The organism is Brevibacillus antibioticus (assembly GCF_005217615.1).
Taxonomy (GTDB): Bacteria; Bacillota; Bacilli; order Brevibacillales; family Brevibacillaceae; genus Brevibacillus; species Brevibacillus antibioticus.
In genome coordinates this window covers 2,581,255-2,604,358 of the sequence record NZ_SZNK01000001.1, presented here as the reverse complement: position 1 = coordinate 2,604,358, position 23,104 = coordinate 2,581,255, and the positions used below count along the sequence as shown (strand labels likewise).

At 46.1% G+C, this 23,104-nt stretch carries 21 protein-coding genes; 18 read left to right on the top strand and 3 right to left on the bottom strand.

Features of this window, described 5'->3' with window-relative positions; genetic code table 11:
- Positions 1–747 precede the first annotated feature (747 nt).
- From E8L90_RS30755 to E8L90_RS11945, 8 genes are all read left to right on the top strand, one after another.
- The gene (locus E8L90_RS30755; RefSeq protein WP_244297204.1) at positions 748–894 is read left to right on the top strand and encodes an aspartyl-phosphate phosphatase Spo0E family protein; all 147 of its coding nucleotides are present in this window, start codon (positions 748–750) and stop codon (positions 892–894) included.
- A 104-nt stretch (positions 895–998) separates the two neighbouring features.
- Positions 999–1,625: a hypothetical protein gene (locus tag E8L90_RS11975; RefSeq protein ID WP_137029596.1), complete on the top strand. Its 627-nt coding sequence runs from the start codon at positions 999–1,001 to the stop codon at positions 1,623–1,625.
- A 131-nt stretch (positions 1,626–1,756) separates the two neighbouring features.
- Complete coding sequence (locus E8L90_RS11970) at positions 1,757–2,143, top strand: hypothetical protein (protein WP_244297203.1); 387 nt, start codon at positions 1,757–1,759, stop codon at positions 2,141–2,143.
- 380 nt (positions 2,144–2,523) lie between these two features.
- Positions 2,524–3,117: a TetR/AcrR family transcriptional regulator gene (locus E8L90_RS11965; protein WP_137029594.1), complete on the top strand. Its 594-nt coding sequence runs from the start codon at positions 2,524–2,526 to the stop codon at positions 3,115–3,117.
- A gap of 44 nt (positions 3,118–3,161) precedes the next feature.
- Positions 3,162–4,337 carry a DUF418 domain-containing protein gene (locus E8L90_RS11960; RefSeq protein ID WP_137029593.1) on the top strand — a complete coding sequence of 392 codons (1,176 nt, stop codon included), beginning with the start codon at positions 3,162–3,164 and terminating at the stop codon, positions 4,335–4,337.
- A gap of 91 nt (positions 4,338–4,428) precedes the next feature.
- Entirely contained in the window at positions 4,429–6,471 is a 2,043-nt protein-coding gene (locus tag E8L90_RS11955) for a molybdopterin-containing oxidoreductase family protein (protein WP_137029592.1), read from the top strand.
- 83 nt (positions 6,472–6,554) lie between these two features.
- The gene (locus tag E8L90_RS11950; RefSeq protein WP_137029591.1) at positions 6,555–6,866 is read left to right on the top strand and encodes a hypothetical protein; all 312 of its coding nucleotides are present in this window, start codon (positions 6,555–6,557) and stop codon (positions 6,864–6,866) included.
- A gap of 256 nt (positions 6,867–7,122) precedes the next feature.
- A complete protein-coding gene (locus E8L90_RS11945; RefSeq protein ID WP_137033411.1) occupies positions 7,123–7,863 on the top strand; it encodes a class I SAM-dependent DNA methyltransferase in 741 nt (246 codons plus the stop codon).
- 280 nt (positions 7,864–8,143) lie between these two features.
- Here the strand turns inward: E8L90_RS11945 and E8L90_RS11940 are convergent, their stop codons facing one another.
- Positions 8,144–9,325, bottom strand: a complete 1,182-nt coding sequence (locus E8L90_RS11940) for a NupC/NupG family nucleoside CNT transporter (protein ID WP_137029590.1) — start codon at positions 9,323–9,325, stop codon at positions 8,144–8,146.
- 207 nt (positions 9,326–9,532) lie between these two features.
- Here E8L90_RS11940 and E8L90_RS11935 point away from each other — a divergent pair, with 207 nt between their 5' ends.
- Positions 9,533–10,069 (top strand): hypothetical protein, encoded by a 537-nt coding sequence (locus E8L90_RS11935; RefSeq protein WP_137033409.1) that lies wholly within the window; start codon positions 9,533–9,535, stop codon positions 10,067–10,069.
- Positions 10,070–10,121: 52 nt separating this feature from the next.
- Here the strand turns inward: E8L90_RS11935 and asnB are convergent, their stop codons facing one another.
- Positions 10,122–11,969, bottom strand: coding sequence for an asparagine synthase (glutamine-hydrolyzing) (gene asnB / locus E8L90_RS11930; protein WP_137033407.1), 1,848 nt, complete (start codon positions 11,967–11,969; stop codon positions 10,122–10,124).
- Between the two features lie 131 nt (positions 11,970–12,100).
- Between asnB and E8L90_RS11925 the strand changes: the two genes are divergently transcribed.
- The 9 genes from E8L90_RS11925 to E8L90_RS11885 all read left to right on the top strand — a co-directional run bounded on the left by E8L90_RS11925 (position 12,101) and on the right by E8L90_RS11885 (position 21,782).
- Complete coding sequence (locus E8L90_RS11925) at positions 12,101–13,852, top strand: LytS/YhcK type 5TM receptor domain-containing protein (RefSeq protein ID WP_137029589.1); 1,752 nt, start codon at positions 12,101–12,103, stop codon at positions 13,850–13,852.
- On the top strand, positions 13,852–14,580 hold the full coding sequence (locus E8L90_RS11920; protein ID WP_137029588.1) for a LytR/AlgR family response regulator transcription factor: 729 nt from the start codon (positions 13,852–13,854) through the stop codon (positions 14,578–14,580). Before E8L90_RS11925 ends, E8L90_RS11920 begins: the two co-directional genes overlap by 1 nt.
- A 139-nt stretch (positions 14,581–14,719) precedes the next feature.
- Positions 14,720–15,067: a DUF485 domain-containing protein gene (locus tag E8L90_RS11915; protein WP_137029587.1), complete on the top strand. Its 348-nt coding sequence runs from the start codon at positions 14,720–14,722 to the stop codon at positions 15,065–15,067.
- Positions 15,067–16,593 carry a solute symporter family protein gene (locus E8L90_RS11910; RefSeq protein WP_137029586.1) on the top strand — a complete coding sequence of 509 codons (1,527 nt, stop codon included), beginning with the start codon at positions 15,067–15,069 and terminating at the stop codon, positions 16,591–16,593. Before E8L90_RS11915 ends, E8L90_RS11910 begins: the two co-directional genes overlap by 1 nt.
- A gap of 89 nt (positions 16,594–16,682) precedes the next feature.
- Complete coding sequence (locus tag E8L90_RS11905; RefSeq protein ID WP_425267105.1) at positions 16,683–18,245, top strand: solute symporter family protein; 1,563 nt, start codon at positions 16,683–16,685, stop codon at positions 18,243–18,245.
- A 45-nt stretch (positions 18,246–18,290) separates the two neighbouring features.
- A complete protein-coding gene (locus tag E8L90_RS11900; RefSeq protein ID WP_137029584.1) occupies positions 18,291–18,602 on the top strand; it encodes a hypothetical protein in 312 nt (103 codons plus the stop codon).
- A gap of 110 nt (positions 18,603–18,712) precedes the next feature.
- Entirely contained in the window at positions 18,713–19,570 is an 858-nt protein-coding gene (locus tag E8L90_RS11895) for a patatin-like phospholipase family protein (protein ID WP_137033405.1), read from the top strand.
- Positions 19,571–19,690: 120 nt separating this feature from the next.
- Positions 19,691–20,752, top strand: coding sequence for an HD-GYP domain-containing protein (locus E8L90_RS11890; protein ID WP_137029583.1), 1,062 nt, complete (start codon positions 19,691–19,693; stop codon positions 20,750–20,752).
- Positions 20,753–20,915: 163 nt separating this feature from the next.
- Positions 20,916–21,782, top strand: coding sequence for a universal stress protein (locus E8L90_RS11885; RefSeq protein WP_137033403.1), 867 nt, complete (start codon positions 20,916–20,918; stop codon positions 21,780–21,782).
- A gap of 59 nt (positions 21,783–21,841) precedes the next feature.
- On the opposite strand, the gene E8L90_RS11880 is transcribed toward E8L90_RS11885, so the two are convergent.
- Entirely contained in the window at positions 21,842–23,089 is a 1,248-nt protein-coding gene (locus tag E8L90_RS11880) for an MFS transporter (protein WP_137029582.1), read from the bottom strand.
- Positions 23,090–23,104 lie beyond the last annotated feature (15 nt).

Genomic DNA, 23,104 nt, shown 5'->3' with positions numbered 1-23,104 from the left:
GGGCCCTTTTTGTTGCTGCGGGGTCCGCTTGACAAATGAAACGGTTTGTATCGTTGATCTAGTAACATGGGTTCAAGAAACATAATTATCACCTAGAATTATTATAGCAATAGACATAGCACGAAACGGGGGTAATGACTGGACGTAGCGATTCGTTATATAGAGGGGAGAGCTAAAGCGTGGCCATCTGAACCTTATACTGAATATGAATTTAGAAAAGGAAACACGTCTCAAGCGATAGATCAGTTACTCCTGTGCCTAGATTTATCTGACAAAATGACCTATCACCAAGGATTTAAACGTTGTGTCACAAAGTTTTGGAAACACTTGCCACACGTAACAAATGAGCAAAAAAATCACTATCAAGCCATTTTAGAAGGGAGAGATTTTTTGTTTTGTTAACCATGGCTTTGAGTTTTGGGCTATTTTCCAACGTTGGCCAGGCTTCTATAAATAGAGTTTGATAAAGGGTTCGAAAAAGCATCCCAAACAAAAAAGGGATGCTTTTGTTATTTTCCCATTTTTCTAAGAACAGTGAATTTGGGAGTTTGCAGTATAGTTATAAATGTATCTATTGTAAAATAAAGGGAGGTGATAAACATAGGAGCAATTGCATATAGAAAGGGCGTTCCACCCATTCGTCAGGTTAATGGAACGCCCGCAGGAGGAGCAGATACAGCTCCTATAAGTAAATGTACCACGCTACCGTTAGATCGGGAAGGAGGAACATATCGCGATGTAGATCATTTGAAAAACATTGTGGAACAATTACGGGAACAACTGGTGCAATTGTTTTTGGAGAAGAATGATTTGTTGGATGATGAAGTTGTGAAATTAAGTCAGCAATTAGATCAGTACATTCTGGTCATTCAATCAAGAATGATGCAAAAATAAGAAATAAGGTTTTATTTGAATTGAGGTAATCACAAACCGAATTGTAAATATATGTAACAGTTGTTCTGTGTTTAAAATTTCTGATAATATACAGGAGGCTAAAGATGAATATTAAGAAAATTTCTTTTGCAACTCTCTTACTTAGCAGTTTAGTTGTATCTGGAGCTGGTTCTGCCTTCGCAACTCAAGGTGAGACTATTAAAATAGGTAACCTAAAAATCGTTGAACGTGTATATGAGAACCCAGTAGAGTATGATTTTACAGATGCCCTTACAAAGAGTGATTCATCTAAGATTGGTCCCTTAGGCAATGATATGACTGGCAAAGTGTATGAAATGTCTAAGAAGGACCTATACAAATCAAAATCTTATGAAGCTGATATTGAAAATGATAGTAACGAAAACGATTCTTTTTCAAGAAAGGTTACAAGAAAAACCTTTCTGACCGGAAAAATAGGTTTGGAAGCCGAGACGAAAGTCAACTGGAGGATAATAGAGGGGAAAGTGGGGATTAATGCAGAAGTTTCATTTGGAGAAGAAGACGTTATAGAAACAACTCACAGTTGGGTCATACCAAAGCGTACGATTACAACTGTTGAATACGGATCAAAAGCTGTAAAAACAACTGGAAGCTTAGTCGAATATTTTCAAGGCAGAGTAGTAGATTCTAACTACGTTAACGTCAAATACTCGTACAAAGAGTATTCTAGTAAAAAATCAAAAGATCTATGATCCGACCTCTCCAGATACTTCTCCTTCTGGTCATAATCCTTCTTAGTGGTTGTAGAGAGGTAGTAACAGTCCCTAAAGAGAAGTCATATGTAAGCGTCTACGATTATTTCGAAGAAATTACAGGGGAGAATTTGAAAACATCTGTTCTTGTAGTAACAAAAAATGGAAATTCGGCAGAACTCACGTTACGAATCTTAATTTCGGACGATTTGAGAGAAAAAATGATGCATACGGAAAAGCCCATTTACTTTTCGTTTGCAGATATGCCGGGTAACGAGACAATTAAAAATTTGCTTGCTGAGACTCCTTCACTCGTTCAAATTGAGTTAAACAGTAAAGAGAGTCGGTATACGATTTCGCAACAGCTAAAGCTAAAAGAAAATTTGTCGGAAGCTGATAACCAGGCGCTATTGTCTCCTGCTAATTACCGATTCCAGGTCATAAACGAAGAAAAGCTCTCTGTAGCTAGTTTTATGGGTTTAGAATATTCGCTACTTCCTGAAGATAATAAGAAGTAGCAAATCGCTTGTTACGAATTAGAGTTTGTTTTAAAAAACGGAAAGTGGGAGCAAAGTACAAATAGGGAGGTAGCTATTGCTATCTCCCTGTCGCTTTACTCTTCCTATTGCACAAAATATAAAAATGATGTGAGATAAAATTCAACAACTTCGTTTTCTGCTCATTATCTTTCAAATAGCCTTTTTATGAATGATGAAAGGAAGAACGAGGCATATCATCTTGAGTTAAACGAACATCTAATCGATAGGAACTGATGGGGTCCTTTTCATTGCCTCGGTGTCTTCTTGACAAATGAAATCGTCCTACATACAATTTGATTGAACGACCAATCATTTTTTTGATTAATCGATCAAAGTGATTCATCAGGAGTTGAATAGCAATGACTGATTCTTTTATTGCCGAGGCTAGAAGAGAGCAGATTGTACTTGCTTGTATTGATACATTGGAAGAGGTTGGTTATCACAACTTAAGCCTAACGAAAGTAGCAAAAAAAGCCAGGATAAGCACTGGGCTTATTTCTTATCACTTTCATGACAAGCTTGATCTAATGAATCATACCTTACTGTTTCTGGTAGCGAAGCAACTTGATTTTATTCGTAGGAACGTTGGGTTATCACATTCTGCAACGAAAAAACTGGAAGCTTTTATAGAGGCACATCTGGCTTATCAAGAAACCCATTACAAACATACGATTGCCTTGATTGAGATTGTCTTTACTGCTCGGAATGAAAATGGGGTGCCTTATTACAGAATGGAAGACGAACAGGAGGAGGACGGACTTAGAAAGATGGTAATAGATATTCTCGAGGAAGGCCAACAGAATGGGGAGTTTACTTCCTCCTTTCAAACGGAAATAGTCGCATCCTTTATTATCGGGGCGATCGAGGAAAGAATGCTTAAACCGAATTCATCTATACCCATGGAGCAATATGCGGTTGAGCTCGTAAAAATGGTGAAGAAGCTCATTGTCTAACGAGACCGCTGAACTTTTTTCAACGAACACAAGGAGAGGATCATATGTCCGTTTTACCTCCTATGAAAACGGCGGAGACAAAAAAACGTGCCGTTTCATTAGATCTAGCCAGAGGCGCTATGTTACTACTTATTGCACTCGCGCATGCCCCGCTGTATCTGTACGCTTTGGAACCTGGGATCATTCACAGAGTGGAAAGTCAGAATTTCTTTGATCAAGTTGTGAATCTTTTTGGTATGTTCATCATTGATAACAGAGCGAGACCGATGTTTGCCGTTTTATTCGGATATGGTTTGGTACTGGCTTTTCATAGTCAAATTACGAAAGGAAAAAGAGAAAAAGATGCCTTACAGGTGGTCCGGAGGCGTTCCTGGTATTTGATCGTATTTGGAGCAGTTTTAGCGGTGATCATTGGCGGTCAAGATATTTTAATGGCCTACGGGATAGCTGGACTTCTCGTTAGTTGGCTGTTAACACGTGAAATCAAGACGCTGATCCGAACCTTTATAATTATCACGTTATTCTACATCATCGTGAATCCGATAGTATGGGGCTTCATGATGCAATCCATCGGAGATTATGGGTTTCCGCCGGAGGTTTTAGCTACAGACACCTATCTTAGCACAATGATGTATAGTTTGATTTCTTTTCCATTTATCCCGATTTTGATTCATAGCATGTTCCCGATTCTTCCTTCCGTTTTGCTCGGAATGTGGATTGCCAACTATCAATTATTAACCAAGCCAGAGCAACAGTTACGAACACTTTCTTTCCTAACAACGATTGGCTTAGCTGTTTCTTTACTAGGAGCAGTGCCTTTAAGCCTTATTGGGAACATATGGAACCCTCCTTTTTTTCTCGCTGGCTTCGTTTATGGATTCCACATTCTAACCGGAATTGCTGGAGGATTAGCCTATGCGGCGCTCTTTGGAATCATGGGGGCAAAGGTAAAAAAAGTAGGGCCTTTCCTCCGGTCACTTATGGCTTTAGGGAAGCGTTCCTTAACATTCTATGTATGGAATGAGGCGATGCTGGTTTTATTCTTGTCACCAGTAGCACTTGATTTAGGGGGACGTGTTAGTAACGGAATGGCTGCTTTGGTTGCCGTGGGTATTTGGAGTCTGTCTCTGCTATTGGCCACGATTTTAGAAAGACAGAAGCTGAACGGCCCATTAGAATTCGCAATGAGACGATTGGTATATAAAAATAAAAATCATTAACTTCTCATTCAGCAGGGGTAGTACCTTCTTTTTTCAATCGATTATAATAGCGTAAAAAGCTAGTTACCGTTATGAGAAAGAGGGAACCTCCATGACTTATACGACCCAGGAAAACGGTGTTTTTCCAGCAGTCTGTTCACTTGATTGCCCGGACCAATGTGGATTGCTCCTTCATAAAAAAGAGGGGAAAATCGTCAAAATCGAAGGGGACCCGAACCATCCGGTGACGAAGGGGAATATTTGCAACAAAGTCCGCAACATGACAGAGCGCATTTACGATCCCAAGAGACTCACGTATCCGTTAAAGCGTATTGGCAAAAAAGGGAGCGGGGAGTTTGTTCGAATCAGTTGGGAGGAAGCCATCACTACCATAACCGAACGCTGGCGTACCTTAATCGACGCAGACGGTCCCGAGAGCATTTTGCCTTACAGCTTTTACGGAAACATGGGGCGGATTAGTGTGGAAGGAATGGATCGCCGTTTTTTCTATCGAATGGGGGCCAGTCAGCTTGACCGTACGATATGCAATAGTGCAGGGGCGGTAGGGTACAGCTACACGATGGGTGGAGCTTTTGGAACCGATCCGGAAGACACCGTTACTACCAAGTTGTTCATCATGTGGGGGATCAATACGGTTAGCACCAACATGCATCAAGTGGTGTTTGCGGAACAGGCTCGAAAAAATGGGGCGAAAATCGTCGTGATTGATGTCCATAAAAATCAGACGGGTCGATGGGCTGATTGGTTTATCCCAATTTTGCCTGGAACTGACACGGCTTTGGCTTTGGGCATCATGCATGTACTTTTTGCTGAAAACTTGGTAGATTCAGCCTTTATGGAGAAGTATACGGTAGGACATGAAGAGCTGCGGGAGCATGTACGTACCTACGATCCTACTACCGTATCCGCCATAACGGGTGTCCCTGTCGACGATATTTACAAATTGGCGAGAATGTATGGCATGACATCCCCCTCTTTTATTCGCATTGGAAATGGCATTCAGCATCACGACAATGGTGGAATGTGTGTAAGAACCATTGCTTGTCTTCCGGCCCTGACAGGGCAGTGGCTTGTCAAAGGCGGTGGGGCCAATAAAGGGAATAAAGGTTTCCTGGAGCACAACAAGCTTGCCGTGCAGCGACCAGATTTGCTGGCTGATAAACAGACGAGAGTCATCAACATGAATGAACTAGGAAAAGCGTTGCTCGATACAGAGCCGCCGGTGAAATCGCTCTTTGTCTATACGAGCAATCCAGCCATTGTCGCACCAGAAGGAAACAAAGTGCGGCAAGGCTTGGCGAGAGAGGACTTGTTCACGGTCGTACACGACTTATTTTTGACGGAGACGGCTCTTTATGCCGATATCGTTTTACCAGCGACGTCTTCCTATGAAAATACGGATTTTTACACGTCGTATTGGCATCATTACATTCAACTTCAGCAACCGGTGATTGCCCCATTTGGGGAGAGCAAGTCCAATACGGATGTTTTCCGCTTGCTGGCTGCTGCCATGGGATATGACGAACCTGCTTTTCAAGACAGTGATGCAGAAATGGTCAGACAGGCGTTACAGGGGCATGGTAATCCCCATTTGGAAGGAATCACGTATGAAACGTTGGTCGAAAAACAATATGCAAAAGCCAATATGGAACCTTTCTTTTTGGAACACCTTCCCACGCCAAGTGGTAAAATTGAGCTTTACTCGCAAGCAATGGCCAAACGAGGGCTGCCTCCGTTACCGACGTATACGCCTTTGGTGAATGATGGGGATTTCCCATATTTATTTGTCCCGGGGCCCAATCACAATTATTTGAACTCCACGTTCTCGAATAATGAAAAACATAAGAAGATGGAAAAAATACCTCGTTTACACATGCATGTGGCGGATGCTAGTGCTCTAGACATTTGTGATGGAGATACAGTCCGCATATGGAATGAGCGGGGAGAGTGCGAGCTCGTGGCAGCAGTTGGCGAAAATGTTCTCTCGGGCGTCGTAGTGAGTCAAGGCTTATGGGCAGACAATGAAGGTCCAAAGCATTATGTAAATGCCCTCACACCCGATCGAATCGCGGATATGGGTGGAGGAGCGACGTTTTTCTCTGGACGTGTTGATGTGGAAAAGATCATTCGATAACAAACAGCGAGTGCCCTAACTGCAATGGCACTCGCTGTTCCATTTTTTCGTGAATGTGACGCAAAAAGGGGAGGAAGCGTCTTATGCTTGATTCCAAACTAATAAAGCAACTCATAAAAGAACGGTCAGAACTTCACCTGAATGATCCAAAGGTATATGATTTCTGGGAAAGGCTAACGGAGCTGCTGAGTGCCAACACGCTAGAAACCATCGAGTTCTTCGAGGCTTGCACAGAGCAAGAAGCTTATTGGCTTAGTGAAATTTTTGAGGATATCTCTGCAAGAGTGAATAGTCGAGATTTTATCGAATGTTTAAATCGGGTAGACAGAAAATATCCAGAATTACTGCTTTCAAAAGATATTAAAGTAGCGGAGGAGTTTATGGACCAAACATGATGAGTGAGTATACTCCCTTACCCGTATTAGAGGAACATTTCGAAGAAGCTGAGTATTGTTTTTTTACGAAATAGAAAAATGGCAGGTCCACCCGAGCAAGCTCTTAGGTTCAACGAACGGGCAGGATAGCTGGGGCTTTCCTTTCAATTAACACATTTTCTTATGGAAATTATTTTTTCTCAATGGAACATGGTGTTTGTTTTATTCAATAGATTCATTTTTGGTAATTCGAAATGTTATGAAAAGGGGAATGACGTTGATTGAACATAGCAATCTTGAAGAATATCAAGATCCGGTAAATTACGATCTTGAATTTGGCGGTGAAATGGACAAATATCAGTTCTATCTTGAGCTTGCTAGATCGAGTCCTGGGGAAGTATTAGAACTTGCTTGTGGTACAGGCTTAACAACGATACCCCTGTCGAAAGCCGGCATAACGATTACCGGTGTAGATATCTCTTCAGCGATGCTCGCATATGCGCGGTTGAAGGCGGAAGGGTTGACTGTTACTTTTATGGAAGGCGATGCCCGTACCTTCGAATCGGACAAGCGATTTTCGATGATTTATTTGACTGGTAATGCATTTCAGGCATTCTTAAGTGATCAAGATCAAATCGATTTGCTCACGACCGTTCACAAACATTTACAACCGCATGGAATTTTTTCATTCGAGACCCGTAATCCGGAGGGAACGGATTTATCCGATCAAGAGGAGACAGAATGGGGATCATTTATTGATAAGGATGGGAATAACGTCAAGGTATCAGGCACACAATGTTACGATGCTAGCCAGCATATCATGCATTGGGTCACGATGCGTGATTGGGGGTATACGCGAACGACTTCCCGAATTGCTTGTCGGTTCACGTATCAGGATACGCTGCATTCTTTATTAACCCGTCACGGCTTTCACGTCGAACATCAATATGCTGACTGGGATAAAACGCCGTTCTCTCCGTCATCTTCATCTATCATTAGTGTTTGTAGGAAATGTTAGGAGAGACGTAACGCATTGCAATAGAAATAATCCCCTCAGGTCGAGGGGATTTTTAGATGGATTATCCGTACGATACACCGAGAAGATAAAAGTATTCACGTTACGCCAACATCAGTCTACTACTTTATTTTCTCTGGACAAATGAAAGCGTTGAATGTAACGGTGATACCATTCATCTATTAAGAAGGGATGGGGTGTTGTATAAAAACGAGAAGCGCCAATCCAACCATAAAAAAAGTGTCCCTACCGCACATGGCAGAGGGACACTTCTTCTTTTTGATTACAAAACAAAACTGACGACGGCACCAGACAAAAGACTAACCAGTGTGGCACCGAACAACAGCTTCAACCCGAAGCGAGCGACCACATTGGATTGTTTCTCATTTAGCCCTTTCACCGCACCAGCGATAATGCCGATGGAGGAGAAGTTCGCGAACGAAACGAGGAAGACAGAAAGAATTCCTACTGTACGTGGGGAGAGTTCAGATACGACTTTGCCCAGCTCGATCATCGCTACGAACTCGTTCGTTACGAGCTTCGTCGCCATGATACTACCAGCCTTCATCGCTTCCCCAAAAGGAATGCCCATCAGGACGGCAAAAGGAGCGAAGACGAATCCGAGCATTTCTTGGAACGTCCAGCCGAAAATCATGCCGAACAAGCTATTCACAGCTGCGATCAAAGCAACAAAACCGAGCAGCATTGCGCCAACGACTACCGCTACCTTGAAGCCGTCCATGATGTACTCGACAAGCATTTCGAAAAAGGATTGCTTCTCATTGCTTTGAATCTCGAGCAAATCGTCTTCTTCTTTCACGGTATAAGGGTTGATGATCGAAGCGATAATAAAGCCGCCAAACAGATTCAAGAACAGGGCGGTGACAACGTATTTCGGCTCAATCATCGTCATGTACGCACCGACAATCGACATTGAAACAGTGGACATGGCTGACGCGCACAGCGTATACAGACGGTGCTCCGGCAAGGAACCGAGCTGTTTCTTCACGGTGATGAATACTTCATTTTGGCCAACGATAGCAGAAGCAACAGCGTTGTAAGACTCTAGCTTACCCATGCCGTTAATTTTGCTTAGAACAAAGCCAATTGCCTTCATGATAATTGGCAAAATCTTGAAGTGACGCAAAATACCGATGAGAACGGAAATGAAGACGATTGGGAGCAATACACCAAGGAAAAAGGACATTTGTCCGTCGTTTGCCAGATTACCAAATACGAAATTGATTCCTTCCCCAGCAAAAGCAAGAAGCTTTTCAAACGATTTGGAAATGGCTGAAACGAATATAACCCCAAACTTGGTTTGCAGAAGAAGAAAGGCGAGCAAAAATTGCAGAGCAATCATGACGATGATCGGTCTGTATTTGACCTGTTTACGTCCATTGCTTCCTAACAATGCTAACCCGATCACGATGAGTATGCCAGCGATGGGAATGATAAAATTCATTACAACCTCCAAGAAATTAAATAGTGCTAAACGTAAAAGGCATAAAAACGCACTTCCCGACAAGAGAAGTGAAAGCGGTTTATATTCTATCATCTCGATAATATGATTGCAATTTATATGTATGTTCAGAATTATCGCCCGTTGCGTTTGGAACACTGAAATCGGGCGTACTAGCATAAGCCCACCACCATACGGTTTATGGAGGAGGTGAAATCCTTGGATGAGTTGCAGAGGCTCAAGCAGTTTATTACTTCAGCAGAGCATGTCTGGACTCAGATCGCGAATTCGCCTAGAGGAAAGCCTGTTTATACCGTAAACGGTGTGGATTACACGCCATTGCCCGAAAAATACAACACGAAACGAAAAATCTCCCGTATTTTCCGCCGGTATTGGGGAAAGCAATTGACGGAAGTGATGATTCGGAATCTCCATTTGCGGATACTGAAAGGAAAGCTCTGTATTCCTTATCGTGATATCCCACCCTTTCCTGCAACCGTGCTGTCGTTGCAAATAAAAGTGAATCTGCCGAATCATCGAACCGTGGCTGCGATATTGGGCGGGGGAGGGAAGAAAACACAAGTGGACTACCGTTTGATCCGAATCGGCGCAACCAAAACGTTCACGATCATGAAACGCTCAGGCGAGCAGTTTGATCTGAGATACCAATCTCTGGCTACCTTTCCCCTCAACCCGAAGGCACAACCCGTGCGTAGAACCAAACAACGGGGAAGAACCAAAAAGTAACGAAAAGCTCCTCTATTCCCCCGAAGCATAAGGGGCGAGGAGCTTTTGGTATTTAGGCGCGAATAGAAACACGGTACTCCCGCAGCCAATAATCGAGCTGGCCGAGATAGGCGAACAACTGGGGGGTACTCATGAGCTGACCGAAAAACGGAATACTCGAAGCCTGGGCATCAGACTCCGCAATTTTTCGAATCGAGGGAACATCTACCAGTTGAAGCAGTGGAGAGGAGGAGTCGTTTACGATATCCAGCAGCCAAGAGCGAACGGCTTCCGTATAGGCGGGATTATGTGTTTTCGGGTACGGGCTTTTCTTGCGATACAGAACTTCATCAGGCAATATTCCTTCCATGGCTTTTCGCAAAATTCCTTTTTCCCGATTCCCGTACGTCTTCATATCCCATGGGATGTTCCAGACGTATTCCACGATCCGGTGGTCACAGAACGGGACGCGGGCTTCTAGACTGGCCGCCATACTCATTCGGTCTTTGCGATCCAACAGCGTGTTCATGAACCACGTTATATTCAAATAAAACATTTCCCGTCGGCGAGCTTCAATCGGATCTTCGCCTGGAAGATGTGGGACTTCATCGAGAGATTCCTCATATCGCATGGCTACATATTCCTCGGGTTTGACCCAATCACGAAGATCAGGTGAAAGCCAGGAGGCACGTTCTTTCGTTGCTCTTGACCAAGGGAATGTTCCGGCATTTAGCAGTTCCTCGCGATGAAACCACGGATACCCCCCAAATACTTCATCTGCACATTCTCCAGAGAGGACGACCGTCGTCTCTTTTTTTATTTCACGGCAAAACAGGTAAAGGGACGCATCTACATCAGCCATCCCCGGCAAGTCGCGGGCGAGAGTCGCTGTTTTCAAGGATTCGATCAAATCGTCCGTGTCGAATTCAATTGTGTGGTGCTGGGTTCCGAGAAACTTTGTAACGAGTTGCACATAAGGTTCATCCTCATTCGGTTGAAAAGCACTCGCCTTGAAATGTTTTCGGTTGTCCACGTAATCGATGGAGTAACTGTGCAGGGTTCCACGGCCAGTTTTTTGAAAATGATCTGCTGCGATAGCTGTAATAATGCTCGAGTCTAACCCCCCTGACAAGAGAGTCGAAACTGGCACATCCGCTACCAATTGGCGTTCAATCGAATCCGTGACTAACTCCCTCACACGTTCCGCAGTCGTCTCCAGGTCATCGGTATGTGGGTGGCTTTCGAGCTGCCAATAGCGCTTTTGCTTGATGCTATCACGCGTCACCAACAGATAGGAACCGGGCCGAACCTCGTGTACGTTGTGAAAAACTCCATGGCCGGGCGTACGAGCGGGACTGATTCCGAACACCTCCGCCAAGCCTTCACGAGAGAGCTCTGGCTTGACTTGGGGGTGAGCAAGCAAGGCTTTTAGCTCGGAGGCGAGCAGAAAGGAACTGCCTCTTTGCGCATAAAACAGTGGCTTAACCCCCATGCGGTCACGGCCAACAAACAATCTTTGTTCGCGTTCGTCCCAGATCGCAAAAGCAAAGATGCCGTTTAGCTTTGGCAGACAATCTGGGCCCCACTCCAAATACGTGTGCAAAAGCACCTCTGTATCCGAATGAGATTGAAAAGTATGTCCGCAAGCAAGCAGTTCTGCTCGCAAATCCTCGGTATTATACAATTCACCATTGTAAATCATGGTGCAGGCATGTTCGTTTTTGAGCGCCGACATAGGCTGCTGTCCGCCAGCAGGGTCTACGACCACAAGTCGACGATGACCGAGGGCCGCACGAGGAGTCAGCCAAAAGCCTTCTGCATCAGGGCCTCGATCCTTGAGGCATTGGGTCATTTTTTGCAGCACATTACGTTCACCAGATAAGTCCTTTTCCCAATCAATCCATCCAACAATTCCACACATGGTATGATCACCCTTCTCCTGAAGCATTGCACACACAGCGTATGCAATCAGCCTAGCGAGGTTGTCTGTCCAGCAGGGAATTGAGGGTAATGTGCGGAATTTATAGAAGATTTAAACGAATGGAGGCTACGGTGGACAATCTCACGTTATTGCTCATTGAAAGAATGGGCATTCTTTTGACGCTGGCATTTATTTTGACAAGGACATCGTTGTTTCGCCAGCTTTTAGACCGCGAGTTGCACGTAGGGACGTCAATCGCATTTTCCGTCATGTTCGGATTGTTTGGGATTGCAGGTACATATGCAGGAGTGGTTGTGCAAGGAGAGAGCTATCTCCCCGCGTTTTGGATATTTCGTTTGTCGGATGACGAAATTATCGCCAATTCTACTTTGGTAGGGGTCGTCATTGGAGGTTTGCTCGGAGGGCCTCTCGTTGGCCTGGGGGCAGGTGTCATTGCTGGACTTCATGTCTTTCAATTGGGAGGATTCGCCGCAGCACCGATGGGCTTGTCGATCCCGATCACGGGGTTGCTGGCAGGATACGTAGCGCGTTTTTTCTCACAGGAGAGGGTTATTTCTCCGTCCAAAGCCATGTTCATCGGCATGTTCGCACCGATTATTCAGATGTCGCTTTTATTGATCATGGCAGCCCCGCCCGAGCTGGCGCGAACGATGGTCAACGTGATTGGAATTCCGATGGTGCTGACGAACAGTGTTTCGATTGCGATTTTTACGACAATGATACGGGTTGCCTTGCAAGAGGCAGAACGTTCCGCTGCCATTGAGGCAGAGCGTTCCTTTACGATAGCGGAAAGAATTTTGCCACACCTGAAAAGGGGGCTTACCCCGCAAACGGCTCAGTCAGCAGCCCTCGTCTTACAAAAAGAAACGAAAGCAGCAGCCGTTGCGGTAACCGATCGAGAACGGCTTCTTGCGCACGTTGGAGTGGGGGCAGATCATCATCATCCGGGAGAAGCCCTCAATAGTGAGCTCGATAAGCGGGTGCTGCATAGCGGCGGAATCGATAAGGGATTTACGCGAGAGAGCGTCGGGTGCAAGCGCCAAAATTGCAACCTGCATGCAGCGATTCTTGTGCCGATTAAAGAGGGGGACAGCGTCGTCGGTCTGATCAAACTCTATTATCGGAGGCCGCAACAAATAGGAAGAGTCCAAGAAGCACTAGCAAAAGGGCTTGGCAACCTGATCTCCAATCAATTGACCCTATCTCTCACGGAACAAATGAAAGGGTTAATGAAGGATGCAGAGCTGCGGATGCTACAGGCACAAATTCATCCTCACTTTTTGTTCAACACATTGAATTCCATTGTGACCTTGATACGAATTGATCCGCAGCTAGCCCGGCATATGACCATTCAGCTTGGCGTGTTCATGCGATTCAACCTGAAGCTCACAGCGAGTCCGCTTGTCACTGTGAGACAGGAGTTGGATCACCTGCATGCTTATTTGGAAATTATCAAAATCAGATTTTCCGAGCAATTCGCCGTTCGCACCATCATTGATGCGGGGGTAGAGGAAGCCCTTATTCCTCCTGGTACGTTGCAGCCGTTATTTGAGAATTGCATTCAGCATGGTGTTCGAGACATCACGAACGGCGGTGAGATCATCCTCCATGTGAAACAGCAGGATGTGCATGTTGTTTTTCAAATCGAAGATAATGGCCAAGGCTTTCCCGACAACTTACTGCCCGTTCTGGGAAAGGTGCCAATGGAGAGTAAGGAGGGCAACGGGATTGGCATCCATAATGTCAACCAACGTCTGATCAGCTTGTGCGGACAAGATGCCCAACTTCATTTTGCCAATAAACAAGAAGGCGGCAGTACGATTACCTTTACCATTCCAATGACAACAGAGGTGAGTGCCTGATGCCAATACGCGTCATGATTGCAGAAGACGAGCGACTCGCACGCGAAGAACTGAGCTATTTATTGCTACAAGAAGGAGACGTAGAACTGCTGCCCTATGCTACTAACGGGCGGGAGCTGTTGGAAATGGTCGATGTGCACGATCCGGATGTCGTCTTCCTCGATATGAAAATGCCTGAGCTGGAAGGAGCGCAGGCAGCAAGAATGCTCGCTTCACGCAAGCAACATCCCCTCATCGTTTTTTGTACCGCGTATGAGGAATTTGCCATCGATGCGTTTAAGCTGTACGCCGTCGATTATTTGTTGAAGCCTACGGAGCCAAAGCGGTTGGTAGAAACGATGCAACGGATACGCGAGCGTCTGGTCAAGCCAAAAGCAGAGCCTGTCCAGACAAAACGAACGAAGCTGTTGGTAGAAGACAATAGCAGATTAGTGGTTATTGATCCAGCGACGATTGTATATGCAGTGCGGGAGGAGCGATATGTGCAAATCGTCACCCAAACGACAACCTACTCGACGCGGATGACCCTGACACAACTGGCGGAAAAGCTTCTCGCATACGACTTTTTCCGTACCCACAAGAGCTATTTGGTCAATCTTCAATATGTAAGCGAGCTCGAACCATGGTTCAACGGTGCTTACAATCTGATTTTGAAGGGAGAAGGAAGACCGCGTATTCCGGTATCTCGGACCTCCGCCAAGGATTTGCTCAAACGTCTCGAGGAGTAAGTCTGTTTGCAGATCGTGGCTAAAAATCTGCCACTGACACACTATACCCGACATCTTACGCAGAAAAATACACGGTTAGAAAAGGTTTCTCTACAATATAGGAAGCGCTTACATTTCTGTAGATAAGGGGGAGGTTCCCATGGGCAAATCCGCTTCGGCAAAAAAAGCCGAGGATCAGAAGAAGGACGAAGTTGATTATGCAGCAGTGATTCAGTCAGCCACTTTCAAGGAGCTCTTGAGAAGAAAAAGAGCGTTTATTTTGCCATCTTCTATTTTTTTCTTCGTGTTTTACTTTACCCTTCCGATTTTAACCTCCTACTTCACCGTATTGAATCAACCAGCGTTTGGAGCCATTTCGTGGGCATGGGTATTTGCCTTTGCTCAGTTCGTCATGACATGGGGTCTCTGTATTCTGTACACCAGACGGGCAAAGCAGTTTGATCAACTCGTTGAGAAAATCAAACAAGAGGCAGGTGGAAGGGGCTAATGAACGTTACTGCATTTTTACTCTTTCTCGTCATTGTTCTTTTGACGCTTGTCATCACCTTTTACGCATCGAAAAAGACGAACACCACGAGTGAGTTTTATACCGCCGGAGGGGGCTTGACGGGTTGGCAAAACGGCCTCGCAATTGCGGGAGATTACATGTCCGCTGCTTCCTTTCTAGGGATTGCCGGGATGATTGCGTTGAGTGGATTTGATGGTTTCTTCTATAGTATCGGCTTTCTTGTCGCGTATCTCGTTGTGCTCTACTTGGTAGCAGAGCCTTTGCGTAATTTAGGAAAATACACGATGGCTGATATGATAGCTGCGCGTTTTGACAATAAAAAGGTTCGTGGTGTCGCCGCTCTCAATTCGATTGCCATTTCGATTTTTTACATGATCGCGCAATTGGTCGGAGCAGGCGCCTTGATCAAGCTGCTCTTGGGGCTGGATTACACGACCTCTGTTTTGATCGTAGGGGCATTGATGACGGTCTACGTCGTCTTCGGCGGGATGACGGCAACCTCGTGGGTGCAGATCGTCAAAGCAGTTTTGTTGATGATCGGTACGTTCATCATCTCTATGATGGTTTTTGCCAAATTCGATTTTAATCTCTTGAAAATGTTCGAGCAAATGAAGACAGTGACACCCTTGGGAGAGCAATTCCTCAATCCTGGCAACAAGTTTAAAGTGGGGCTCGATACCCTTTCACTAAATCTCGCGCTTGTGCTCGGAACAGCAGGGTTGCCGCATATTTTGATTCGTTTCTTCACTGTAAAAGATGCTACGACAGCTCGCAAATCGGTTGTGTATGCGACGTGGATCATTGGTGCCTTCTATGTCATGACGATCTTCCTCGGCTTCGGTGCGGCAGCGTTTGTAGGAGCGGGGAAGATGGACCCCGCAGGTAACATGGGAGCTCCATTGCTTGCGCAAGCACTAGGAGGTAATTTCTTATTCGCCTTCGTATCGGCGGTTGCCTTCGCTACCATTCTTGCGGTAGTGGCAGGACTGGTGCTGACAGCAGCTTCTGCGTTTGCGCACGACTTTTACGGACACGTATTACGCCAAGGAAAAGCAACAGAAAAGGAACAAATGAAGATGGCCAAATGGGCGTCAGTCGGAGTCGCGGTTGTCTCTATCCTGCTTGCCTTGTTTGCACAAAATTTGAACGTGGCTTTCCTTGTTGCGCTGGCTTTCGCAGTAGCAGCGAGTGCAAATCTACCGGTGATTTTGTTCACGATCTTCTGGAAAAGATTCAATACAGCAGGAGCAATCAGTGGGATGGTCGTGGGTCTGTTCAGCTCTCTCATTCTGGTTGCGTTGAGTCCGAACGTTTGGAATCCTGTGGCTGGAAAAGCCATTTTGGTCGGCGAAGCGCTGTTCCCGTTGCCGAATCCGGGCATTGTCTCGATCCCGTTAGGGTTTTTGGCCGCATGGATCGGAACCTTGTTGTCCAGCGCCCGTGATGATAAGAAGTACAATGAAATTTTGGTGAAAGCGAATACAGGAATGAAAGATTCAGCGTAGAAACAGTAAGCGTAGGAAGCTCATGCCACGAAGACAAGGCTGGGATTAACCCCGGTCTTTTTTTCATTTTTTGCAAGAAGGGAGAAGTCTTGTCCGTGACGACGATCATCTTTTTCCTTGCCGTCATTATCGGAACAATGGCCATTACTTATTCGGCTGCCAAACAGACGGGGACGACGAAAGACTTCTATGCAGCAGGAAATCGCTTGAACGGGTTACAAAATGGCATTGCCATTGCAGGCGACTACATGAGTGCTGCCTCGTTTTTGGGGATTGCGGGAACGATTGCGATGTACGGCTTTGACGGGTTCGTGTATGCGATAGGCTTTTTTGTTTCTTATCTGATTATTTTGTTTTTAGTTGCGGAGCCGTTGCATAATTTGGGGCGCTATACGCTGGCAGACGCGATTGCCGTCAGGTTTGACAGTCTTTGGCTGCGTGGCGTTGTTGCCTGTACGACTCTCTTAATTACGATTTTTTACATGCTGGCGCAATTAGTTGGCGCAGGTGCCCTCATTCATTATTTATTGGGAATTCGTTACGATACGGCTGTCCTGATTGTCGGGAGCCTGATGACATTTTACGTCGTGTTCGGCGGGATGGTGGCGACCTCGTGGGTTCAGATAATTAAAGCGATTTTGCTCCTGACAGGGACATTGATCCTAAGTCTGATCGTGTTCGCCCGTTTTGATTGGAGCTTCTCCGAAATGTTTTCACATGTGAGTACGATTACACCTCTTCAGGAACAGTTCTTGCAACCGGGTAATCAACTTCATGATCCGCTGGAAACGATCTCCCTGCATTTGGCTTTGATTCTCGGTACTGCTGGACTCCCCCATATTATCTCCCGGTTGTTTACAGTCAAGGACGCAAAGACGACTCGTAATTCGATTTACACCGCTACGTGGGTCATCGGTGCCTTTTATTTGATGACGATCTTTCTCGGATTCGGTGCGAGCACGTTTGTAGGCTACGAGGCATTGAAAAATGTGGGCTTCGGGGGGAATCTGACTGTCACACTCTTGGCGGATGCTCTCGGTGGAGAGTTTTTGATGGCGTATATCGCTGCCGTTGCTTTCGCGACGATATTGGCTGTCGTGACAGGACTCGTGCTCTCTGCCTCTTCTGCGTTCGCACATGATGTCTACAGTCATCTGATCAGACGAGGGGTAGCTTCGGAAAAAGAACAGGTCACCATGGCAAAGCTTGCGTCAGTAGCGGTGGGCGTGATCTCCATTTGGCTGGCTATCGGTGCAGAAAAAATGAACGTGGCGATTCTCGTTGCGCTGACGTTTGCGGTAGCAGCATCATCCAATTTGCCTCTGCTGTTATTTACGTTGTATTGGAAGCAGTTTACCGTGCGAGGAGCGATTTGTGGCGTCCTGACAGGGTTAGCGGCATCAGTAGTCCTTGTCATTTTAGGACCGACTGTTATGCATCCCCTCACCGGACTTATTCGGGCGGAGCCACTATTTCCACTGACGAATCCTGGATTGGTCTCTATACCACTCGGCTTTTTAGGCGCAGTCCTTGGGACACTACTGGATCGGCCTGATCCGGATGCCGAGATGAAGTATCAGCGCGTACTGTTTCAGGCGTTGACGGGAATCCGAGTTCCACCTGCGAAGAAAACGGAACAAGAATCTGCATAAAGCCTCTCTGCGTGCCCCACTCTAGGAGTAGAAGGAGGAGGGGCAGTGGGTACAACGAAAGAGTCAGACGCTTTATCACATGGCCAGCCAGATGTCTATGAGCGTGCAAGGCTGGCATTGGATGATCTGATTGGAGAGCTATGTGAAGCACTGGAAGAGGAAGATACCGAATCCTATAAGCGAAAAGGCTATGAAATGATCGGAAGCTACTTTCGTGAGCCGGTTAATACCGGGGAGTTAACCTTGATCTATGCAGCGGTGCTTGCCGATATCCTCTATAAGCTGGAGTTGACACAGCAAGGGGAAAACGTAACGATGGTCCGTGATGAGTACAGCATGATGAAAAAAGACGTTTGAGTGGCGACCCCGTTTGAGGGTCGTTTTTTGATTGGCACGATTCGGCCCTGCATGTTTCATAATGCAATCATTCATACTACGGGTAAATGACATCAAAATGGGTGATTGGTATGGATAAGGTCGGGCTCGTTTTGCAGGGAGGGGGTAGCCGTGGGATTTACACCGCAGGCGTTTTGGATTACTTCATGGAGCAGGAGCTATACATCCCGTATGTGGTTGCTGTGTCAGCGGGTGCGTGTAATGGAGCGGCATACTTGGCAAGGCAGCGCGGATTGGGCAAGATTTATCATACGAAATACATTCGCGATCCCCGATACTTTCACTACAAAAATTTGATCACGAAGCGGTCGCTGTTTGGCATGGATTTTATTTTCAATGAGATGCCTAACAAGCTGGAGCCGTTCGCCTTTAATCGGTTTCGCGAAGCGAAGGAACAGTTTGTCGTCGTCACAACGGATTGCGCGACAGGGGAAGCCGTTTACTATACGAAAGACGACTGTGAGGATATTTTCCATGTGATTCGGGCGTCGTGTAGTCTTCCGTTTCTATCACCCAAGGTTACGTTTAACGGACGTAAGCTATGGGATGGGGGCATCGTGCATCCGGTTCCTTTCATGAAGTCCATGCTGGATGGCAATCAAAAGCATATTATTGTGCTTACTTCTTCTTGTCCGCCAAGGGAATGGATGCGGCAGCTTTCGCGTGCCGAGCGTCTTTTTTCCAGAAGTACACGTTTGTGCCAAGCATTCATTCGTCATTTTCGCATCTATTACGAGGCTATGGAGCATGTCAAAGAGATGCAGAAGGAAGGCAGAGCGTTTGTCATCGCACCACCAGTAGGGACCTTTCTACGAGGTTTTGAACGTCAAGAGGAAAAGCTGGAGCATTATTACAAACAAGGCTACGAGGATGCTCGTACTCAATTTTCTAGGCTTTGTACATGGCTTGCTCTTGGCAGGAACAGCTGAAAAATGAGAAAACGTCTGTCCAGCGGATGTTTTTTCGGCAAAATCATGCAAAACAGGTTTTTCCAAAGTAAAGATAGGGAAGAAGCATCAGGGGAGGATGGAATCAGGAGGAAAGACCCCATGAAATATGTGAACGTAGACCTAGTAGAGCCAGGAGACGTTTTGGCTCGAAGCATTTATACAAGTGAGGGCTTGACGCTCTTGCATGCAGGTGTCCAGCTGACTGTCGGAATGATTAATAAATTGCGTCGGTTCGGCGTCACGATGTTAAGCATCAAAGACCCGTTCCTCGATGAAGTGAAAGAGCAGGAGGTCGTCACGGAGACCACTCGGAAGGACGCCATCCGCAATCTGTCGCAAGCGATTTCGTGTGTGCAGTCTGGAAAAAATTTTGATGTTCGCGGTATTCAAAAATCAGTGGGAAGTATTATCGACGAAACCTTGAGAAATCGTCGCGTGCTGTTGAATTTGGGAGAGATTCGCACGACCGACAACGCTATGTACATTCATTCCTTGAATGTGTGCATGATGGCAACAGTAATGGGCGTAGGATTAGGTTATAATGCGGCTCAATTAAAAGAGCTGGCTATCGGAGCCCTCTTGCATGACATTGGAAAGCTGTCAGTTGACAAGGAAGCCCCAGCCTACAAAAAGAACAGCAAGACCAATCATCATACCTGGCTGGGCTTTGATCTGTTGCGAAAAAAACATGAGATGAGCATTGTGTCCGCACACGTTCCTTTGCAGCATCATGAATGGGTGGATGGTAGTGGGGAGCCAAGAGGACTGACTGGCGATGAGATTCATGATTTCGCCAAGATTGTTGCGATTTGTAACTACTATGATAATCTCATCTCGCCTTTTTCAGCGGAAGAAGAGACGTTGCCAGCGTATGAGGCTTGCGAAAAAGTCATGGGGCTCGCGGAGAAACGCTTTGATCATAAAATGGTCATTCACTTTTTGCGCTCGATTGCCATGTACCCCACAGGAACCTCGCTGAAGCTGTCGACAGGAGAGATCGGTGTGATCATTGACCAAAATAGAGGCTTGCCTTCGCGTCCAGTCATTCGGGTCATTCGAAGAGACCAACAGGCGAATCGGCGGATGGTGGATGATCATGAAATTATGGACATTGACTTGAGTGAAAAGCCAACTATTTTTATCACAGCTGTCATGGACTAGGGCATGGAAAGGTTAGGACTCCCTATCAGGGAATATCCCTACCAAGATCAGGGAAACCCCCTACATACACGTAGGAGCCAGAGGGCTACAATGGACACAAGGCAGATGGATACATAGAGCAACACCGCATTTGCCAGATGAAAAAGAGGAAGGACGTGTCATTATGTCCCGTATTCTAGTCCCTGTCGATTTCTCAGCGCAGTCCATTCAGGCGGTCCGCTTCGCGCTGGCCTACGCCAAAAATAAGCATGATATCACATTGCTTCATGCCATCTCGCCTTTCCCTTCACGCAACGTTGTCAGAAGGTTGGGAAGAGATGTCGTAGAAGATTATCAATTGGATGAAGCAAGAGAAGATCTGAAGAAATTCCTGTCGATCGTAGAAGAAGCCGGTATCACGTATGAATTGGAAATTGAGTTCGGAGAGCCGCATGAAGTCATTGCGAAGCACGCTGCGAATGACTATGCTGCCATCGTAATGGGAACCCATGGCTACGGCCGCATTACAGGCTTCCTGTTGCAGAGCGTCAGCTATCCGACACTCCACGAGGTCAAAGTTCCGGTCTTCCTTATTGCAGAGGAGACAGACGAGAGCCGCTTCCCTTGGAATAAAGTACTCATTGCCGTAGATGGTTCCGATCATTCGATGGAAGCTACGAAAAAAGCCATCGAGATGGGGCAACACCTACCGGATGTATCGTATACACTTCTGTCCGTTGTCATCCCGCCAGTCACATACGCAGGTGTATATGGCGTAGGCTGGGATAACATGAATACACTCGAAGGTTGGGGACGTGAAACACTAAAACCTTGCGAGGAGATGCTTGAAGATGCATCGATTCCTTTTGAAAGCATGGTCGTGGTTGGAGATCCAGCTACAGTGATCCGCCAGACGGCTGAAGAAATCGGCGCTGGACTGGTTGTGCTCGGTCATCATGGACAAGGTGCAGTTGCAGGTACATTGCTTGGCAGTGTTACATTTAAAACGATTCATCGTACGAAAACACCACTCCTCATTGTGAAAACATAGCATTTTGCTAGAAAAAGCTGTCCGCTTGGTGGACAGCTTTTTTGCTTGGGCGCATTCTCTTACGATAGAGTTTGCGCTTGCTTGTGTTCGAGAAGATGGTTAGCTCCATCTTGTGTGGCTTCTACCGAATCCCACTTGATTCGTGTACATCCCCATGCAGCGAGTAGAAGGATGACAGATGCGATCAGAAATACCGTAATCAACGAAGTCATCTGCATGAGCGGACCTGCTGTAAAGGAACCGATCATCATGAGTCCGACCATGAGCGGTGAAATCGTTCCATTCACTCGTCCGATATACGCTTCATCCACGAGCTTGATCATGAACATACCGATCACGATCTGTAAAAATGCCATCCCAATTCCGGTGAAAAAGCGCATCGCTGCGGTGACGTATACCCAAACAGAGAGAACTTCTACGGCGACGGAAAGAGCGAAGAATATCAATCCACCTGTAATGACCCAACGACCATTCAGGCGATCCAGATAAATGGAAGCCAAAATACCGCCCAATAGCATACCCAATCCGTCTAACGCGGTAAACCATTGAATGGCTTCCTTGGAGAGTAATAGACGATCCGTGATAACAAATACCTCCAGGGAATTGATAAGACCCGAGGATAGTCCCAGACACGAAAAGGTAACGGCAAGCCCACGTAAGGCTGGTCGCTCTTTTACATAGGCAAAGCCTGCTTTAATCTCAGAAAGGAGAGTTCCGTCTCCCTCTGTTGCACTGGCAGTTGAGGCAGGGAGTGTCAATAGGATCAGTGCCGAGACGAAGAAGAGACCAGCCATCGTTAACAGGGAAGGGTAGATGCCCCAATGTTCAAAGAAGAAGGTACCAACGATCGGACCAACCAGTAGAAAAATAGAACCCGTACTTTGTGAAATAGACACAGCAGCTGCAACTTGCTCATCAGGAATATGGCGTTTCATCATCTTGGCAGAAGAAGGCTGGGAGAACTGCGACAAGATAGCTGAGATAAATGTCGCAAAGAATACAGCGATCCACATCCCTTGCCAGAGCAAATACACGATGACCAAAACAGAGAGGGCGCTTAACAGGTTCCCGGCTATCATCGTTCGCTTCGGATTCCAGCGATCAGCCAATGCCCCACCAATAATCGAAAAAACCAAGATCGGCGCCAGTTCGATAGCGGTCAAGAGCGATACGGCAGTCGGATTGTTGCCGCTCGTCTCCATCACATAGTAGAGCAAGGCCATGTTACGAATCCATATCCCGATATTTTCTAATGTATCCGTGATAAAGACGGTGAGAAAAACTTTGTTTCCCCAAAGACCTTTCATAGGTCATATCACTCC